Raw genomic sequence first — 17,599 nt, forward strand, 5'->3', positions numbered from 1 at the left:
TTGTCAACAGTCATCGATGGCACGCGCGCCGAACCCGTCTCGATTCGGCCGTCCGTCGCCATGCATATGAGATTTGCCGCGCGAACGCACGCGTCCGGCGGCGCGAACCTATCCGATATCGACGCGCTCTTGCCGGGTTTCAATCAGCGGTACAGCGATAAACCGGATTGCAGGGCGCGTGATGCGCGGCACGCTGGGGCATCATCGCGGCGCTGTCAAGGACAGCATGATTGATGGATTGATGAATCAAGCGAGCCCGGGGGCGGAGTCGCAACGGGCATTGACGTCAAGGTCGCGCGCGGGAGCGGCGCGGGCGAAGACGGCGAGCCTGGCGGCCCGCCGCCTTCAGTCATGATCAGCAACCGCGGCAGATGATCAGCTTGCGATCGATCTCCACATCGAGCCGTCGCAGCTCGGCGTCGACGTGCGTGACCGGCACGGGCTCGGCCATGTCGCTGGGCCGCGGTTGCCGGTGCCCAATGGGAGCAGATTGCCGGAACAGATCCGCATACCTTGTCGGAGCGAGATTGACTGGCGGCACAAGTGTGGTGCGGGCACCGGCGCCCGCGCTCTCGCCTGCCCGGAGGCTTGAAATTGGCAAGAACAACAACGCAGCGGCGACGATGGACGAACCAAGTCTGATCGACATCATTATTCTCCTATCGCGGTGACAATGCGAACACGCGCCTGTCAGGAATAGGAGATGCCGGCTACCCCGCCATTTCGTCCGCGATGATATCGCGTTACGGCTGAAACCGCATGCAGCGGCGCCGGATGGCAAAAGGCTTACGAGGCTCCGGCCGCGCGCCTCAACCGTCCGCCCCTCGCCGACGAGACAAGGCTTCGCACCAGGACGCCGGCGAGTTCCCCCGACACCAGCGGGTGGTGAACGAGCTCGGTGATGCCGGATGTCTTGAGCGAGGGCATCGCCAGGTCGCGCGTCGACGGCGCCGCCAGGATGATCGGCAGACCCGGCGCGGCATCATGCAGCGCCGCCGCGAACTCGAGCGAAGAGCCGCCGGGCAGATGACACACCAGCGCCGCGTCGAAACGGGCGTGCGCGGCACGGCACGCGGCGATCGCCTCCGCGAGCGTGGTGAAGCCGACGGGTTCATAACCCAGCGCGGCGAGAATCTCCTCATAGCGCAACAGCCGGCTGCGATCGGTGTCGATCACCAGCACGGTTTCACCGGCGCCCCGGAGCGCGGGATCGGAAGCGTATTGAGCCGGCTCCGGCTCGGCAGCCTCGGCCGATGGCAGCCAGACGTCGAAGCGCGTGCCGGCATCCGGCCTGCTCTCCACCGTGATGGCGCCGCCATGCTGCTCGACGATCTCGCGCACCGTTGCGAGTCCGAGGCCGTTGCCGTCCGGGCGGGTGGTGAAGAACGGCTCGAAGATCCGCTCCAGCGTCGCCTCGTCCATGCCGGGCCCGGGATCGGAGACCGAAATGGCGGTAAAACGACCGGGACCCAGCTCACTGCGCCCGACCGGTCGCGGCTTCGAAAGATCATGCGTCTTGATATCGAGCTTGATGCGGCCCGGCTCCTTCATCGCCTGCGCCGCATTGTTGCACAGGTTCAGGATGACCTGCTGCAACTGCGCGGGCTCGCCGGTGACGACGGCCATCTCGGCCGTCTCGCTCACCTCGAACTTGACGTGCGAGGGCAGTGACGCCGCCAGCAGCGACCTCGTTTCGTCGACCAGGGTCTGGACGCAGACGCGCTCCCGCCTGCCCTCGCCGCGACGACCGAAGCTGAGAATCTGCTCGACCAGCTCGCGCGCCCGCTCGCCGGCCCGGCGGATCTCGGCAAGGCTCGCGGCCGGGCGGCTGCCCGACGGGACCCGCGCATCGGCCATCTCGGCATAGCCCAGAATGGCGCCGACGATATTGTTGAAGTTGTGGGCGATGCCGCTGGCGAAGGTGCCGATGGTCTCCATGCGGCGGGCATGCTGCAAGCTCGCCTGCAGACGCTCCTTCTCGCCTTCGAGTCGCGCCCGCCGGATCGCGTTGCCGATGGCATCGAAGGCCATGCGGAACAGCGAGACCTCGGACCAATAGGTGAGCGCGCCGCCGTGCACGGCATCGAAGCCGAGCACGCAATCGCGGCTTCCGTAGGCCGGCGTGATGCACAGCCAGCCGCTGATGCCGGCGTCGCCGAGCAGGTGCATCGGGTCATGGGAATGCAAGGTGTTCACCTTGGGGATGTAGATGATGCCGTCATTGCCGCCGTCGAACCGCGGTGCGAGGTTCAGCACCCGCTCCGGCCAGCCCGGCTCGAACTCGATGCCGTCGCGCGACCACCGATAGGTGTGCATCGTCGTGCCGACCATGCAGCAGAAATAGGCCCGATCGGCGCCGATATATCCGGCGAGCTGGTGGAGCGCCATCTCGACATCCGCGCCGATCCGCTCGCTGCTCGAGTTGATGAACAGCATCGAGATGTTGGCGATCGCGTGCTCGAACGTGGCGCGCCGGCGCAGCGTCACCGCCCGTTTGCGCAAGAGCATGCCGAAATAGATGATACCAGAGAGCAGCAGCAACGAGGTGATGTACTGGAGCAACCGCGTCTTGCGCGCCGAGGCGCGCGCGGCGAGCTGGCGCTTCAGGATGACGGCCAGCATCCTATCCTGCTCGCGGTTGTTGGAATCGGCGACGAGCGCCTTCAGGATGGTGTCGATATCCGGCAGCAGATCGTGCAGCATCTGCCCGTGGGTCAAGAGGGCGCGGACCGAATCCTTCTCCCCCGGCGGCGCCGGCAGTTGCGCCAGATCCTCCAGCCGGTCCTCGACCTGGCGCGCCGTGGTGTCGGAGGTGTCGAGCGTCAGGCGCAACATGGCGGCCGCCAATGCCGAGGCAGCCGTCACCACCGGCCGGGAGTCCGATTGAGCCAGCTTGTCGCTGAACAGGGCGAAATAGGCGAAGGAGTTCTGGAGCAGCGCGTTCCTGCTCTTGAACCGTTCGATCAGGCTCTCCTGCCGGCCGGCCCGCAGCGACAGGGCGTCGATCGCGCCGGTCTGTTCGACGTCGAGGCCCGCCGTCTCGCGCAGCCGCATCAGGGCATCGTCATAGGCATTCACCATTTGCACCAGCGCGTCATAATTGCGCGACAGGCCGGCGCGCGCGGTGAGGACCTCCCTGGTCATCCCGCGTTCGAACCGGCTGAAATCCCCGAGCGCCTCCAACTGCGCGTCGTAGCGGGCCGAATTGACGTTCAGCCCGTTGAGCAGCAGCCAGGTGAGGAGTGCGAGCACGAAGGCGACGCTGACAATCGCGGGAGCGGATTTCACGGCGAGCCTCCCACGGGCGCACCACGATAGGTCCCGGTCAGGCTGTTGAGGAAGGCGACGAGCACGTGGGCCTGCTGGTCCGTCAGCGTCGCATTCAACTGGGCCAGCGCCATCTTGCGAACCGCATCCTCGAGCGTCGGTGCGCTGCCGTCGTGAAAATACGGCGGCGTGGTCGCGACGTTGCGCAGGCTCGGCACGCGCAGGATCTTCGGCTCGGGCGAGGCGAGCGGATGGAATATGCCGTGCCGCTCGAACAGATTGCCGCCGACATTGACGCCCTGGTGGCAGGCCGAGCAACCCAGCGACTTGAACAGGCGGTATCCCGCCAGCTCTTCGGCCGACAGCGCCGCGTCGTCGCCTTCCAGCCAGCGATCGAACTTGCTGCCCGGCGTGAGCAGCGTGCGCTGAAAGTTCGCCAGCGCGTCGACAATATCGTCACCCTCCGGGCGTCGGCCGTAAGCGGCCATGAACCGGGCGCGCATATCGAGATCCGCATCGAGCTTTGCGGCAATCTCCGTCGCGCTGCTGCCCATCGTATGCGGGCTTTCGAGCGAAGCCTTGATATCGGCCTCAACAGTGCGGAATTTTCCTTCCCAACTGTAGCGAAAGCTCAGCGTCGAGTTGAAGACGGTGAGCGTGTTGAGCACAAGCTCGGTCCCGTCGACACTGAGGTCGTGGCGCTTCTGGCTCGCGCCGTTGGTCGTGACATCATGGCAGTATTGGCAGGTGCGGGAATTGTCGTGCGAGATCCGGCGATCGCTGAACAGCTTCTCGCCGAGCGCGACCTTGAGCGGGTCAAGCGCAGGCGGCCTGGGGATCGGCGTGATCGGCTCTCCGCGATCCGGGACAGGTGGCGGCGGCGATTGCGACGGCGCAGGCGTTACCTCCACGCAGCACAACAGCACCGCGCAAATGGCGATCACCCCACCCCGGTAGCCGGCGCCTAATCCGGCTCCGCGAAATCCAATCAATTGTCGCACTGTCTGTTATGTATGCGTGGATGCGAAAGCGAAGGCGTCTCTTCAAGGGCTTTTGATCGCAGCCCGGCGATTTCGTGAACGCGGCCACCACCAGATCCGAAGATTGAGGTTCAAGTTGAATCCGCTCGACAGCATCGAACGGCACACGAGGTGACAGAGGTCCAGCCCGGCGAAGGCCAGATAGAACGCGTCAGCAATCACGGCAGTACCTCACGGTCCACTCGATCTCCGAACGGCAGCGGATTCCGAGGTCGCGCAACGTCCGGTCATCGAGCTCCTGGAGAGCGACAACCGCCTGCCTGATCTGTCGCTCGCGGCGCAGCCACGCAAACAATGCCGTCAAGCTTTCACCCGCCGCGCGCAGCCAATGCCAACGCCGCTCCGGTTGCGCGCCGGACGGGCCGACGCGATCGAGCTTGACCACATTGCTGTGGCTTACGGCCGCGCTGCTTTGCACCGGCTCGGCCGCATCGGGCTCCAGATCCAGATCCTTGAGCTCCAGATCCTTGCGGGCCGCCAGGATGGCGTGGACCGGCATCGCCGCCGTCGGATGCAGCGCCGCGCCATAGAGGGCAAAGCCTTCCATCAAGGAAAAAACCATCCCCCACCAGAACGAGCCGACGTCCTGTTCCGGCTCCGCATCAGGCGGCGCCAGGCGCGGGCCGGTATCCGCAACGCTCCGCACCGCCGTGCGGTCGAAACCGAAACGGACAGGGCCGCGGCCATCGGGCCCTTCGAGCCAGCCCGGTCCATCGAGCTCGGCGGCACTCAGCCGGACAACACGGGCTGCACTATGAGACTGCGTCTTCATCGTAAATCTCCACACGCTGTTGGTGGGAGGCAATATCAAAGCCAGCGGTTACACGGAGATCACCGTCACCGGAAAAGCGGTTACAGTTGCAATCCGGATGGCCGCCTTTAGAACGGATCTACGGGAACCGCGAAGACGTAGCCGACGCCGCGTTCGGTCTGGATGACGCGCGGCGCGCTCGGGTCGGTCTCGAGCTTGCGCCGCAGCCGCAGCACCTGGACGTCGATGCTGCGATCGAAAATGTCCTCGTGGATACGGGTCGCCTGCAGCAGATGCTCGCGGGTCAGCGGCCGCTGCGGCGCTTCGAGGAAGGCCAGCAGCAACGCATACTCGCCCTTGCTGAGCGGCACCGGCGCCTCGTTGGGATCGATCAGCTTGCGGCCGCGGCGCTCCAGCTTCCATCCACTGAAACGATAACCGCCGCGCTCGGGATCGCGGGCGCGCGCCGCACGGCCCATCTCCTGCCGCCGCAACACCGCACGGACCCGCGCCAGCAGCTCTCGCAAGGAGAACGGCTTGATGATGTAGTCGTCGGCGCCGAGCTCGAGCCCGACGATGCGATCGATCTCATCGGGACGATGGCCTGTCGTGATGATGACAGGTACGTCGGAATGCGAACGGATCTCCCGCAGCAGATCCAGGCCGTCCTCCTGACCAAGCCGGAGGTCGAGAATGATCAGGCTGGGCTGATTGGCTTCGAGATAGTGGTTCAACTCAGTCCTGTTGGAGGCGGCCCTGGTCGGGACGTTGTGCTCCTCAAGATACCTGATCACCATCTGTCGCAAGGTAGGATCGTCGTCGACAACGACGATGTGGCCAACATCTGCAAGCATACTTCACTCTCAAAATCCGCCCCCACCAATTGAGTCGCTTCACGATCCGCAATCATTCAAAACATTATGCCGGACAGCAGAAACGTCGCCAGGCGCGACACTATCCATAACGCCGTAATGACGCCGTAACCCGGTATTTCTGCGGCCAATTCCCTCGGATATCGCAGACGTGAAGCATTGTGATCCTAGCTAATGCTACTCTTGAGCGATTCCAGTATGCCGGCGTGCTTCATTGTTCGCCGTCGACGAAAAGACCGTTCGGCGATGACGGCGACTTGCGCGACTGACTCAACAACGTTGCTAGATTTTCCCGTGTGCGCGACGCCGACTTTCACGGCTCGAGCTTTTGCCGATGCCGCTGCTCTTTGCGTCCATACGAGACGCGCGTGCCAAGCGCGCGGCAGGGTGAGACCAGCCGCACCGGATCATTCTGGCGGGAGATGTCAGGATCGCGGGAGACCTGCGAGGTACTGGTAGATCGCGGCAAGCTCGTCGTCGTCCATCCGTCCGATCGGCCGCCACGGCATCTGGTCGTCGAGCCGACGTCCGTTCGGATCGACACCCGTGCGCATGGTGGCGATGAACTGCGCCTGGCTCCAGTCCTTGACGATACCGAGGTCGGGCCCGAGCGGCGGCAATTGGCCGGGCACGCCGCCGGTGAGGTCCTTGCCGTGACATTCACGGCAGTCCTGATAGGACAAAAGATATCTGCCATAACGCGCCGTCGGCGCCTTCGGCGGCGCGGTGATCACGCCGGTGAACACCTGCTTCGCGTCCGGCAGCATTCCAGCGCCCAGCATCGCCAGACCCAGCACCGTGAAGCGATCCGGGGGGTCACGGGTCGGCGTACCCGTCGCGGGCAGGCTGCGGATATAGGCGATCACCGCCTTGGTGTCGTCGTCACTGAGCCGGCCGGCATTGGTGAAGGACATGATCGCCAGCCATCGCCCCTGCGCGTCAACGCCATTGCGGATGGCGCGGAAGATCTCGCCGTCGGACCACAGCTTCAAGATTCCGGCAGGCGTGAGATTCGCGGGCACGAAGGAGCCGATGGGAAGCGGGAGATCCGCGCCGACGTCGCCGCCGCCCGACAACACGCCGCTGTTGGAATGACATCCGGCGCAGAAACCGTCGGCGACTGCCCTGCCCCGGGCAATTTGCTCCGGTGTCCCCTCGATCTTGAGATCGGGGACCGGCGCGGAACGGGAGTGCTTCTTGACGATGCCCGCTGCGGTCAACGCGCTCACGCCGGACATTGCGATGGCCAGCACGACTGCCAGCACCACGCCGCCCCACTTCACCAGAATATGATCCGCCCGCAGGGCGCGAACGCCGAGCCAGACCAGAAACGCGACGAGAGCAACCATCGCCGCCAGCGCGAGAATATCCTGCATGGCGTTCTCCTCAAAGAATTCTGCGCGGTCAAAACAGCGCGATATCTCGGTCGTCAAAAATTGCCTTCGGCCAAATCGCCGTTGAATGTCCGCGGCACGCCAAACGGCGTCTTGCCGGATTACGAGCGCGGCATTACCGCCCCGTTTCACGGCCGGCCGCTCGCGTTACAACTGTAATTCTTGCGCGGCGATATTGTCGCAGCACGCCGCCAGCCTTGATGCCGGCCTTCTTGATGTCAGCCTTGGCCGCGCCACGATGCGTTGCCGACGTAACCATTTGGCGGTCATCGGAAGTGTTGGTGTAACGGCGATCCCCTCAATTCCCTCTTGCTAACGCGAGCGGCCGCCCTGTGGCGACCGTGCATCGATCATCAAGAGGTCATCTCCCATGAAGATTCTAATCGGCTCGACACCTGCGACCGGTCATCTCAATCCGATGCTGGCGATCACGCAGATTCTCGTCGGCGAAGGCCATGAGGTTGCTTTCATGACGGGCACCGCCTTCCGGGCCCGCGTCGAAGCCAGCGGCGTCAAATTCTTCCCCCTTCCTGAAGGCGCGGACTTCGATCCGAACGACATCTTCTCGCTGTTCCCCGAGCTCAAATCCATCCCGCCGGGGTTGGAGTGGCTCCGTGTTGCGTGCGAGCGGCTCTTCGTCGACGCCGTGCCGGCCCAGCACCAGGGGCTGCTGCAGGTGCTGCGGCAGTTTCCCGCCGACATCATCGTCGGCGACGACATGCTGTTCGGCGTGCTGCCGATGCTGCTCGGACCGCGCTCGCAGCGGCCTCCCATCGCGCTGTGCGGGACCTCGTTCCTGCATTGGGCACGCGAGGACGGCGCGCCGAATTTCCTCGGCCTGCCGCCGGCACAGTCCGTCGAGCAGCGCGATCAATATGCCGCGATGGCGCGGGACTTCGACGCAGCGGTCGACCAGCCGGTGTCGCTGCGCCTCAACCGGGTGCTGAAGACGCTCGGCGTCGGGCCGATCGCGATGCCGCTATTCCATTCCGTCGTCGCGCTCGCAGATGCCTATCTGCAATTGTCGGTGCCGAGCTTCGAATTTCCGCGCGAGATTCCGCCCACCGTGCACTATGTCGGCACGCCGCCGATCATCCCCAACCAGGTCCCGCCGCCATCCTGGGCCGAGGATCTCGACGGCTCGCGCAAGATCGTCCTGGTGACGCAGGGAACGGTGGCCAATCACAACTTCAACCTGCTGGTCGCCCCGACGCTGGCGGCGCTCGCGGACGAGCCCGACATCCTGGTGGTCGCGACCGCGGGCGGCCGCCCGGTCAACGCCATCCCCGGCAAGGTACCGTCCAACGCACGCATCGCCCGCTATCTGCCGTTCGAATGGCTGCTGCCGAATGTCGACGTGCTCGTCACCAATGGCGGCTATGGCAGCGTCAACCAGGCCATGAGCTTCGGCATCCCGCTGGTCACGGCGGGGATGACCGAAGACAAGGCCGACGTCAATGCGCGGGTCGCCTGGTCCGGTGTCGGCATCAACCTCGAGACCAACGAGCCGACGCCGGAGGCGTTGCGCAATGCGGTCCGCGAGGTGCTCGACCAGCCGCGCTATCAACTCCGCGCAACGCAGATCGCGGACGAGTTCGCCGGGATCAATACGCGGGCGGAAGTGCTCCGGATCATCGGCGAGCTCGTGACCGACGAGACCGAGGTGTCGCGTCTGCGCGCCGTCGCGGCGAGCTAGGGACGGCGTGCCGCCCGGCGCGCCTGATCCACTCCTGAGCAGAGCGATGGAGCGCGGCGCGACCGCGCTCCATCGCCACATCAAAGCCCGTCAAACGTCAGCGGATATCCGTCCATGCGTATCGAACCAGACACTCTTGCGTTCACTCTGCTGCTCGGCGCTCTCGCCGCCGTGCCGTATTCCGGCATCGACATCAACCTGCCGGCACTGGCGGCGACCGGCGCCGCGCTCGGCGCCAGCGCATCGGATGTCGGGCTGACCATGAGCGCCTTCATGCTGAGCCTTGCCACCGCGCCGCTGGTCTACGGACCGGTCTCGGACCGCCTTGGCCGCAAGCCGGTGCTGGCCTTCGGCCTGACGCTGTTCATCGCCGCCAGCATCGGCTGCGCGCTCGCGACCTCGCTGCCGGTTCTGCTCGTCTTCCGCTTCGTCCAGGGGATCGGCGCGGCCGCAACCGCTACGACTTTCGCCATCATCCGCGACCTCTTCGACGGCGACGCCGCGCGCGGCAAGATCGCGAACGTCATGGTCGCGGTCAACGTCGCGACCGTGATCGCGCCGACGGCGGGCGCCGCGCTGCTGGCGGCGGCCGGCTGGCAGTCGATCTATGCGACCCAGGCCGCGATCGGCTTCATGCTTCTGGTGGTGGTGATGTTTCGCTTCGCCGAAACCGCGGCGGCCGCGCCCTCCGCTCGCCTGGTGCCGTCAGGCGTGATCGACAGCTATCGCCGGGTGCTGACGCATCCGGTGTCGTTGCCCTTCATCCTGGTCGGCGCCGCCGGCGGCGCGACGGTGTTTGCCTATGTCACCGGCGCCTCGCTGTTCTTCGTCGGCGCCGTCGGGCTCTCGCCCGAGCAATACGGCCTGATCTTCAGCGCCTGCTCGGCATCCGTGATGGGCGGCGCCTTCCTCGACGGCCAGCTCGGCCGGCGCGGAATCTCCTCGGGCCACATGCTCGCAATCGGGCTGTCCTTGTCGTCGGCGGCGAGCGTCGCCCTGCTCGTGATGACATTGACCGGCTGGATGCCCATCGCGCTCGTCGTGGTGCTGCTGATGGCGGTTGCGCTTGGCTTCGGGCTGAGCGTGCCGAACGTGATGAGCGCGACGATGCAGCATCTGCCCGACATCGCCGGCGCGGTCAGTGCGGCGGCCGGGAGCATCCAACTGATCACGGGCGCCATCTCGAGCGGGCTCGTGGCGGTTCGCTTCGACGGACAGACGGCACTGTCGATGACGGCGGTGATGGCCGCATCGTCGGTCCTCGCCTTGGTCCTGTATCTTCTCGTCGCCCGCCCCGCCGACCGTCGTCTGCAATCGCAGACGATCGATGCGGGCGCGGCAATCCGCAGCCCCACGCGTTCCTGACGCCAGCAAGGAACTTGCGGCAAGCGTCGTCTGCTACGGCAGCCAGGGCTCGCCCTGACGACGCGCGCCGTCAGGCTTCGCGGTACTCCAGCAGGATCAGCCCGACCAGGATGAAGGCGACCGGCCAGACCCAGGCCGCCGCCTGACGGACGCGACCGTCCATGCGCAATTCGAGCCAGCGCGCCCATCCCGCCAGAACGCCGCACAGCGCCAGCGGCGTATGGCTCATCTCGATGAGGAGCTGATCCTTGATGTTGGCGATGGCGTGGGAATGCGTCAGCAACAACGCCCCGCCCAGCGCCGTCGTCAGGGGAAACACCAGCGCCGCCAGCCCGGCCCGGCCGCCGCGCAGGCGCACGCGCCACTCGAAAATGCCGAACATGGCGATGAGCAGCACGAAGATGCGATGCTGCGCCACTTCCGGATCGCGCAAGGATTCGAAGAAGCCCGCCGGCCCGAGCGGCCAGGCCTGCTCGTCGGCGCGAAAGAACAGGAAGGCAGCCATCCCCAGGAACAACAGCGGCCAATGCCGCGCCCATCGCCCCCAGCGAAAATGCTCGATCAGCGCGAGCAGTCCGATCAATACCACGAAGATCCCGGCCCAATGGTGGTTGTACTCGGACCAGGCGATGTCTTCGGCATTTCGCGGCAGGATCGTGCCCTCGCCGGGAACGTAGGCGGCTTGTGCGTTGGCGCGCCCGGCGTCCGCCAGGGTGATCCTGGCCTGGAGTTGGGCGACGGTGAGCTTGTCGTAATCCGGGCTGGTCAGGCGCGGCGGCCATTGCGGCGTGGCACGCTCGACGATTTCCTGCCAGTTCAGGCGATCCTGCGCGAGATCGACGCCCGGCGGCAGCGACGTCAGCGACGCAGCGGCGAGCAGAACGGTGAGGCCGATGCCGATCTCGACCTCGGCAAAGCGCTTCAGGCGCAGGATCGGCGTCGCGGGATCGCGTCGCAGCCGCTCGACGAGGAAGTAATTGCCCGCCCCGAGCGCCAGCAGCATCAACAGCAACCCGACCTTCGCCAGCGTCATGACGCCATAGGCGGTCCCGTAGATCGCATCGATCGAGCCGATATAGGTCACCGCCATCGTCAGTCCGCCGATGAGGATCGCTGCGACCGCGGCCATCGACATCAGCGAATAGCGCCGTGCGATGAGGCGCCAGTCGCCCGCGTCCTTGCAGCCGTTGAGCGCGAGCAGGAAATAGGGCAGCCCTCCGATCCAGATTCCCGCCCCCAGCATATGGCCGGCATCGGACAGCAATAGCGGCCATCGCAAGTCCGGCCGGCTCGCGGCGTGGGTCAATCTGGTCTGCATGGCGAGCCCCAACAGAGCAAGCGCGACAAGGCCAACCGACCGCGCGCCTTGCGCCGGACTTTTCGCAAGGACAGCGATGCCCAATGCGCATGCGGCAATGACGAGGTCGGCTCGGCCGAAATCGGCACTGACCGCGTCGCTCCACGAGACCTGGAGCGTTCCGACCAGCGCGGCAGCGTTGAGCGCCAGCGAGGCGATGGTGAGGAGTGCCCACGCCAAGGCGCTGACCTTGAGAAGCGTCCGGCACCTCTCCCCGAGGGTCGGGCCGCCGGTCGAAAGCTGAGGCCGCAGCGGAATCCACAGCAACATCCAGAACGCGAGACCGCCAAGCGTAAAGGACTGCGCGACGAGGATCAGGCCTCGCAGGACGACCGACAGATAACCGAAGATGTCGAGGAGCAGGTACAAGGGCGCAGCATCAGCGAACTTTGAACGGAATATCGCCGCGGGTGATGTGCCCGTCGACGCTCAACACCTGCCAGTGCAGGCGCCAGGCGCCGCTCGACAGGTGCGTCGCATCGGCATTGAGCTCGTCAACGGGCGCGTCGGCGGCCGGCGTCAGCGCTTGCGACACGCCGTTCGGCGCGAGCAGGGTCAGCTTGGAGCGGGCATGGTCGATCCGGCTGTTGAAGTGCAGGCGGATTGCCACTGCATCGCCCGATACGGTCGCATCCGCCGCCGGCGCGGACGACACGATGATGGCGTGAGCCGAGGCCACATGCGGCTCAACTACAAGGGACAGGACAAACGCAGAGATCGCGATTCTGAAGAACGCGCTCATGGTGCTCACCCGCAACCGCCAACCCCCATTCCACCCCACGCGCCGCGCTGCGCGTGGATAACGTGCGAACGTATGTTGGAGACGATTGCGGGTTCACAAGGGCGCGCGAGGCCTGAATGCGGTCCCCGCTCAGGGAAATGCGCCGGCTGTTGCACCTGCGACACACCGGCCGCCCTGCAAGAGCGGGGCTTTCGGCCGCCCATTCACGGTCCGCAGCCGCCGCGCGGCCAGCGCCCTCACATCATCGAGATTGGCACGGCCATGGTCAGCCCGCGGCCGCGATCCTGGCGCGGAAGCTCGCCTGGCCCTGCATGATCTTGTCGAGCAGCGCATCGAGCGCCCAGAAACGCTCGCGGATGTCGAAGTCGACGGCCCGGCTGTGGGCGCATGCGAACGTGCCGAGCCGCTGATGGTACAGCTTCGCCAGCTTGGGATAGCCCATCGGCTCGGCCATCGCGGCGAGCGCGAGATAGACGGACAGCTCGTCCGCCAGCGCCGGATGCCGCGTGCTGTGGGTCAGCAGCCATTTGTAGAGATCGGGATGGAAGTTCGTGAACACGCCGGTGAAGCCGGCAGAGCCGGATTTCATGGCGTCAAAGGCGATCGCCGCATTGGCGTTGACGATGGCGAGCGAGGAATTCTTCGTCAGCGCCACGCGGCGCTTCACCGTCTCGAGATCGCACGACACGTCCTTGAGAATCGCAAAGCGGCCGCTGTCGGCGCAGAACGCCAGCTCGTCATCGGACATGAGCCTGCGGAACGGCGCGGGACATTCGTAGAGACCGAGCGGAAGACCGGCGGGCAGCGCATCGAGCAGGCCGCGCAGATTGTCCATGAAGACCGTACCGCCCTGCCCTTTCGGGTCGAACCGGTTCGTCACCAGCACCAGTCCGTCCACGCCGATCTTTGCGATCGAGGTCAGCTCGGTCACCTGATCCGCGCGCGATTCACTGACATGGCCAGAGGCGATGACCGGCACCCGGCCCGCCGCCTTCTGGACGACGAAACGCGCCAGCGCAATGCGCTCATCGAGGCTCAGGAACTGCATCTCGCTCGACTGGGCCACGGCGAACAGCGCATCGGCGCCATTGGCAATGTACCATTCGATCAGCTTTTCGAGGCCCACATAGTCGATCGCGTTCGCCTCGGTGAACGGGGTCAGCATCACCGGAATGATGCCTTTGATGGTTGCAGTCACAGATCAGCTCCAGAAAGGTTGAAATCGGTGACAGGCGAGAACCTGTCGAAGGGAGAGTCGTTCACGCCAGCGCCTCGGCGGTGGGCATGCCGCGCTGCGCGCCGTGCGCGAGGCACGCCAGCGAGGCTCCGCGGCAGGCGCGAGCCAGCACATCCGGCCAGCCGCGCCCCTCGTCGAGCCCGGCCGCCAGGATGCCGACGAATGTATCACCTGCGCCGGTCGTATCGATGGGGAGGATCCGTTCGGCCGCTGCAGTGTGGCACGTCCCGTCCGGATGGAACGCGCGTGCCCCCAGCGCTCCCGCGGTCACGATGCAGGTCACCCTGCCGGTCGCAGCGAGAAAGGCGGTGGCGCTCTCGAAATCGTCGCCGGTCCAGCCCAATCGCCGCGCGGCGGCGCAGGCCTCGTGCTCATTCACGACAAGAACGCTGGTGGCTGCGAGCAGCGCGCGCAGCTCGGCTTCGCTCAGGCGCTCCGGCACGGGAGCGATATTCCAGATCACGCGGCCGCCCGCCGCGCGGACGCGTTGGGCGACAAGGAGTGAGGCCGCGAACGGGACCTCCATCTGTAGAACGAGGGTCGTCGTCGCAGAGAATTCCGCCGCCGGCATCGCGTCGGCTGCGAGACAGCCATTGGCACCGCTCGCCACCGTAATGGCATTCTCGCCGTCCGCGCTGACGCTGATGAAGGCACATCCGGTCGGCTCCGCGCCGCTCGTCACGCCATCGACGATCACGCCGTTGGCCGCAAGGTTGTCGAGGCAAAGCTGGCCGAAGCCATCGCGTCCGACCCGGCCGATCATGGCGACGCGTCCCTTGGGCGAGACGCGCGCGGCGGCGACCGCCTGGTTGGCGCCCTTGCCGCCGCAGAGCGTCGCGTAGCCGGTCGCCAGCACCGTCTCGCCGGGCCTGGCAATCATGTCGACACCAGCAACGAGGTCGACGTTGATCGAACCGAAGACGGTGATGAGGGACATGGGCTTGGCGGTCTCCACAGAGCTTCGCTTGCGACTGGCGATCCAAGACTGACGATCCCTACCGCTCACGCGCCTTGCAGCGCGTGAGCGGTACTGTTTCCGACCTGGCCGTCAGTTGCCGGCCACTTCCTTGATGCGGACGATCATGTCGTCGACGGCCTTCTCGACCGGCACCTTGTTGGTGACGATGGCGTTGACGGCCTTCATCCAGACGTTCTCGTTGTTGAGGGTGGTGAACTTGTAGTTCTTGCTCATCTCGTAACCACCGACGCCGGCGAAGAACTGGTCGCGCACGGCGCGGCGATGCACGTCGCCATCCCAGAATGCGGACTTCTGCGCCGCGGTCTTGACCGGGAACCAGCGGCCGAGCGCGCCTTCGATGTAGGGCTGGAGGTTCTCGTCGCGCAGCAGGAACGAGACGAACTCCTTGGCGCGATCCTTGTTCTTGGCCTGCTCGAAGATCAGGCCGACCACCACGGAGGCGCGGGTGTGCACCGGCGTGCCGTCGGGCTTGTTGGGCCACACCATGGTGCGGATGCGGTCGTTATAGTTCTTCTTCGCCTCGTCGCGCTGCTCGGCGGTGAGTGTCTCGTTGCTGGCATCGTCCAGCCATTTACCGGGGAGCGACACCGTCGAATTGTGCGTCATGATCGTCGTCTTGTTGTGGAAGGCGACGTTGTTGTCGGGGTCCTTCCAGCTCGTCGCCGATTGCGGCGTGCAGCCCTTTGCGGCGATGTCGACATAGTCCTTCATGGCGGCGACGAGACCCGCCTTCACCTTGGGATCGTCGACCAGGAGCTTGCCGTTGTCGTCGACCAGCACGACGTTGTAGGCGTCCATGAACACCAGGAAGGAGATGAAGCTGTCGGTGGCGTCGACGCCCATGGGATGGCCGATGCCGTAGATGCGCTTGCCGGAAGCCTTGCGCACGGCGGGCTGCGCCTTGTCGCACCAGAACGACCAGAAGCCCTTCCAGTCCTTCGGGATGTCGGTGTCCTTGAGACCGCCCTCTTCGAGCATGTCCTTCCAATAGTGCAGATGCAGCGTCGCCTGCTTCAGCGGGAAGGCGTAGTAGGCCTTCGCCTTGGTCTTGTCGTTGTAGAGCATGACCGTTTCGAGCGACTGCGGGGAGAACTCGCCCTTGATCGGCGTGAGGACGGAGGTCAGGTCGACCAGCTTGCCCTCGGATGCCCATTTGCCGGCGCCCTGGAAATGATAGGTGTCGGCATAGGTGACGTCGGGCGGGCTGCCGGCGTCGAGCGCGGCCACCAGCTTCGGCATCATGTCCTGCGTCGCATATTGCGACAGCTCGACCTTGACCCCGGTCTTGGCCTCGAACTTCTTGATGACGTCGAGCAGCGCGTCCTCTTCGGCCTTGTAGTAGCCCTTGTTCCACCAGACGACGAGCTTCTCCTCGGCGGCCGCCGGGCTTGCCGTTCCCATCACCGGCAGCAGCAGGGATGCCGCCATCGAGCAGGTCCTGGCCCATCGCAAAAGGCTGTCGCGCATTCTCGTTTCCTCTCCGTCCCGTTCCGGCAAAAGACCCGCCGGGTGCTTTCATGGCTTTTAAAACGGGCTCATGTAAGCGCTTACATATCTACTGTCAAGCGCCCCCTTCCGGGGCATTTGCGCGGCTATCGAAGCGATGATTGTTGCTGCCGCTCGCGCGTCAGCGGCCTCGCGCGCCCGCACTCTCGCGGATCTTCAGGACGGGCACGATCTCCCGGGACCGGACCTGCGCCTGCTCGCCCGCGATCACGGCAAGCAGTTCGTTGGCCGCCAGGATTCCGATCTGCTGGTTGTCGACCTTCATCGTCGTCAGCCCGGGAGAGAAGCGCGATGAAATCGCGAGGTCGTCGAAGCCGGTGATCGAAAAATCCCTCGGCGCCTCCAGGCCGCCTTCCCGCGCGGCCATCAGCGCGCCGATCGCCAGATTGTCGTTGCCGCAGACGATCGCGGTGGGCCGGGTCCCGGCCGCTCGCGCCATCAATGCAGCAAAACTTTCCGCGCCGAACTCCAGCGTCGAAGGACCCATCATCAAATCCGGCGCGGCGATTTCCAGGCCGGCAGCCGCGAGCGCGTCGCGGACGCCGCAAAGCCTTTGCTTCACGCGATCGTTGTTGGTGTCGGGCTGAAAGATCGCGGCAAACCGGCGATGGCCGAGCGACAGCAAATGATCCGTCATGCGATGGAAGGCTGCGCGGTTGTCGAAGCCGATGCACGGATGCGGCGACAGCTTGTTGTAGGAGTACGTCACGACGTAGGGAATGCCGCGCGAATTGAGCGCCTCGAAGAGCTCGGGCGGATGGCTTTCGCCGACCACGGCCAGCGCCTCGACGCCGCGCGCCAGCATGGCATCGGCCTGCTTCAAGCCTTCGTCCGGATCGTAGTTCGAGCAGCCCAGGAACAACGTGAAGCCGCGCTCGCTGAACACGCTCTGCATGCCGCTGATCTGGTGGGCGAAGATTTCGTTGTCGAGCGTCGGGATGATGGCCCCGGCGATATGCGTCCGGCGCGAGGCCAGCGCCCGTCCGGCCGCATTCGGGATCCAGTTCAGCGCGCGCGCGGCGTCCTTGACCCGCTGCCTGACCTCTTCGGAGACCTTGTCCGGCTCGTTGAAGGCGCGCGAGACGGTCGCGGTCGAGACATTGGCCTTGCGGGCAACCTCCTCGAGCTTGACGCGGCCGCTGCCGCCACGCGCTCTCTTTGAACCAGCTACCATCCCCGCCACGGTCGAATCTGATTTGATCAGTACCGTGCCATGGTATTCGCGCGCGGGCAGGCTGTGTGGAAAAAATCAGCCCAAACGAAAGCGCCGCCTCCGTTTCCGGAGGCGGCGTTTTGGATTCGAACATCGAAAGAGGATGATTTCTTGTCCTTTGCAGGCCTGGCAGCGACCTACTCTCCCAGGGCTTAAGCCATAGTACCATTGGCGCTGAAG

Annotated in this window: 14 protein-coding genes; 2 read left to right on the forward strand and 12 right to left on the reverse strand. The window is 65.4% G+C overall.

Going from position 1 to position 17,599, the window contains the following annotated elements; genetic code table 11:
- Positions 1–355 precede the first annotated feature (355 nt).
- The 6 genes from VGR99_RS05065 to VGR99_RS05090 all read right to left on the reverse strand — a co-directional run bounded on the left by VGR99_RS05065 (position 356) and on the right by VGR99_RS05090 (position 7,306).
- On the reverse strand, positions 356–652 hold the full coding sequence (locus VGR99_RS05065; protein WP_326897195.1) for a hypothetical protein: 297 nt from the start codon (positions 650–652) through the stop codon (positions 356–358).
- Between the two features lie 134 nt (positions 653–786).
- Positions 787–3,288 carry a two-component system VirA-like sensor kinase gene (locus VGR99_RS05070; RefSeq protein WP_326897196.1) on the reverse strand — a complete coding sequence of 834 codons (2,502 nt, stop codon included), beginning with the start codon at positions 3,286–3,288 and terminating at the stop codon, positions 787–789.
- Entirely contained in the window at positions 3,285–4,211 is a 927-nt protein-coding gene (locus tag VGR99_RS05075) for a cytochrome-c peroxidase (RefSeq protein ID WP_326897197.1), read from the reverse strand. The genes VGR99_RS05070 and VGR99_RS05075 overlap by 4 nt, the downstream gene beginning before the upstream one ends.
- 247 nt (positions 4,212–4,458) lie before the next feature.
- Positions 4,459–5,079, reverse strand: coding sequence for a DUF1127 domain-containing protein (locus VGR99_RS05080; RefSeq protein ID WP_326897198.1), 621 nt, complete (start codon positions 5,077–5,079; stop codon positions 4,459–4,461).
- A 107-nt stretch (positions 5,080–5,186) separates the two neighbouring features.
- Positions 5,187–5,912: a response regulator gene (locus VGR99_RS05085; RefSeq protein ID WP_326897199.1), complete on the reverse strand. Its 726-nt coding sequence runs from the start codon at positions 5,910–5,912 to the stop codon at positions 5,187–5,189.
- 443 nt (positions 5,913–6,355) lie between these two features.
- Positions 6,356–7,306 (reverse strand): c-type cytochrome, encoded by a 951-nt coding sequence (locus tag VGR99_RS05090; protein WP_326897200.1) that lies wholly within the window; start codon positions 7,304–7,306, stop codon positions 6,356–6,358.
- A gap of 388 nt (positions 7,307–7,694) precedes the next feature.
- Here VGR99_RS05090 and VGR99_RS05095 point away from each other — a divergent pair, with 388 nt between their 5' ends.
- The gene (locus tag VGR99_RS05095) at positions 7,695–9,020 is read left to right on the forward strand and encodes a glycosyltransferase (RefSeq protein WP_326897201.1); all 1,326 of its coding nucleotides are present in this window, start codon (positions 7,695–7,697) and stop codon (positions 9,018–9,020) included.
- Between the two features lie 114 nt (positions 9,021–9,134).
- Positions 9,135–10,385 (forward strand): Bcr/CflA family efflux MFS transporter, encoded by a 1,251-nt coding sequence (locus VGR99_RS05100; protein ID WP_326897202.1) that lies wholly within the window; start codon positions 9,135–9,137, stop codon positions 10,383–10,385.
- A gap of 70 nt (positions 10,386–10,455) precedes the next feature.
- Here VGR99_RS05100 and VGR99_RS05105 read toward each other — a convergent pair whose 3' ends face one another.
- From VGR99_RS05105 to VGR99_RS05130, 6 genes are all read right to left on the reverse strand, one after another.
- Positions 10,456–12,111 carry a copper resistance D family protein gene (locus tag VGR99_RS05105; RefSeq protein ID WP_326897203.1) on the reverse strand — a complete coding sequence of 552 codons (1,656 nt, stop codon included), beginning with the start codon at positions 12,109–12,111 and terminating at the stop codon, positions 10,456–10,458.
- 10 nt (positions 12,112–12,121) lie between these two features.
- A complete protein-coding gene (locus VGR99_RS05110) occupies positions 12,122–12,484 on the reverse strand; it encodes a copper resistance CopC family protein (RefSeq protein WP_326897204.1) in 363 nt (120 codons plus the stop codon).
- Positions 12,485–12,749: 265 nt separating this feature from the next.
- The gene (locus tag VGR99_RS05115) at positions 12,750–13,682 is read right to left on the reverse strand and encodes a dihydrodipicolinate synthase family protein (RefSeq protein WP_326897206.1); all 933 of its coding nucleotides are present in this window, start codon (positions 13,680–13,682) and stop codon (positions 12,750–12,752) included.
- A gap of 61 nt (positions 13,683–13,743) precedes the next feature.
- Entirely contained in the window at positions 13,744–14,658 is a 915-nt protein-coding gene (locus tag VGR99_RS05120; RefSeq protein WP_326897207.1) for a ribokinase, read from the reverse strand.
- Positions 14,659–14,769: 111 nt separating this feature from the next.
- Positions 14,770–16,128, reverse strand: coding sequence for an ABC transporter substrate-binding protein (locus VGR99_RS05125; protein ID WP_326897227.1), 1,359 nt, complete (start codon positions 16,126–16,128; stop codon positions 14,770–14,772).
- Positions 16,129–16,327: 199 nt separating this feature from the next.
- A complete protein-coding gene (locus VGR99_RS05130; protein WP_326897208.1) occupies positions 16,328–17,380 on the reverse strand; it encodes a LacI family DNA-binding transcriptional regulator in 1,053 nt (350 codons plus the stop codon).
- Positions 17,381–17,599 lie beyond the last annotated feature (219 nt).

This window comes from Bradyrhizobium sp. (assembly GCF_035935975.1).
In the GTDB taxonomy this organism is placed as follows: domain Bacteria; phylum Pseudomonadota; class Alphaproteobacteria; order Rhizobiales; family Xanthobacteraceae; genus Bradyrhizobium.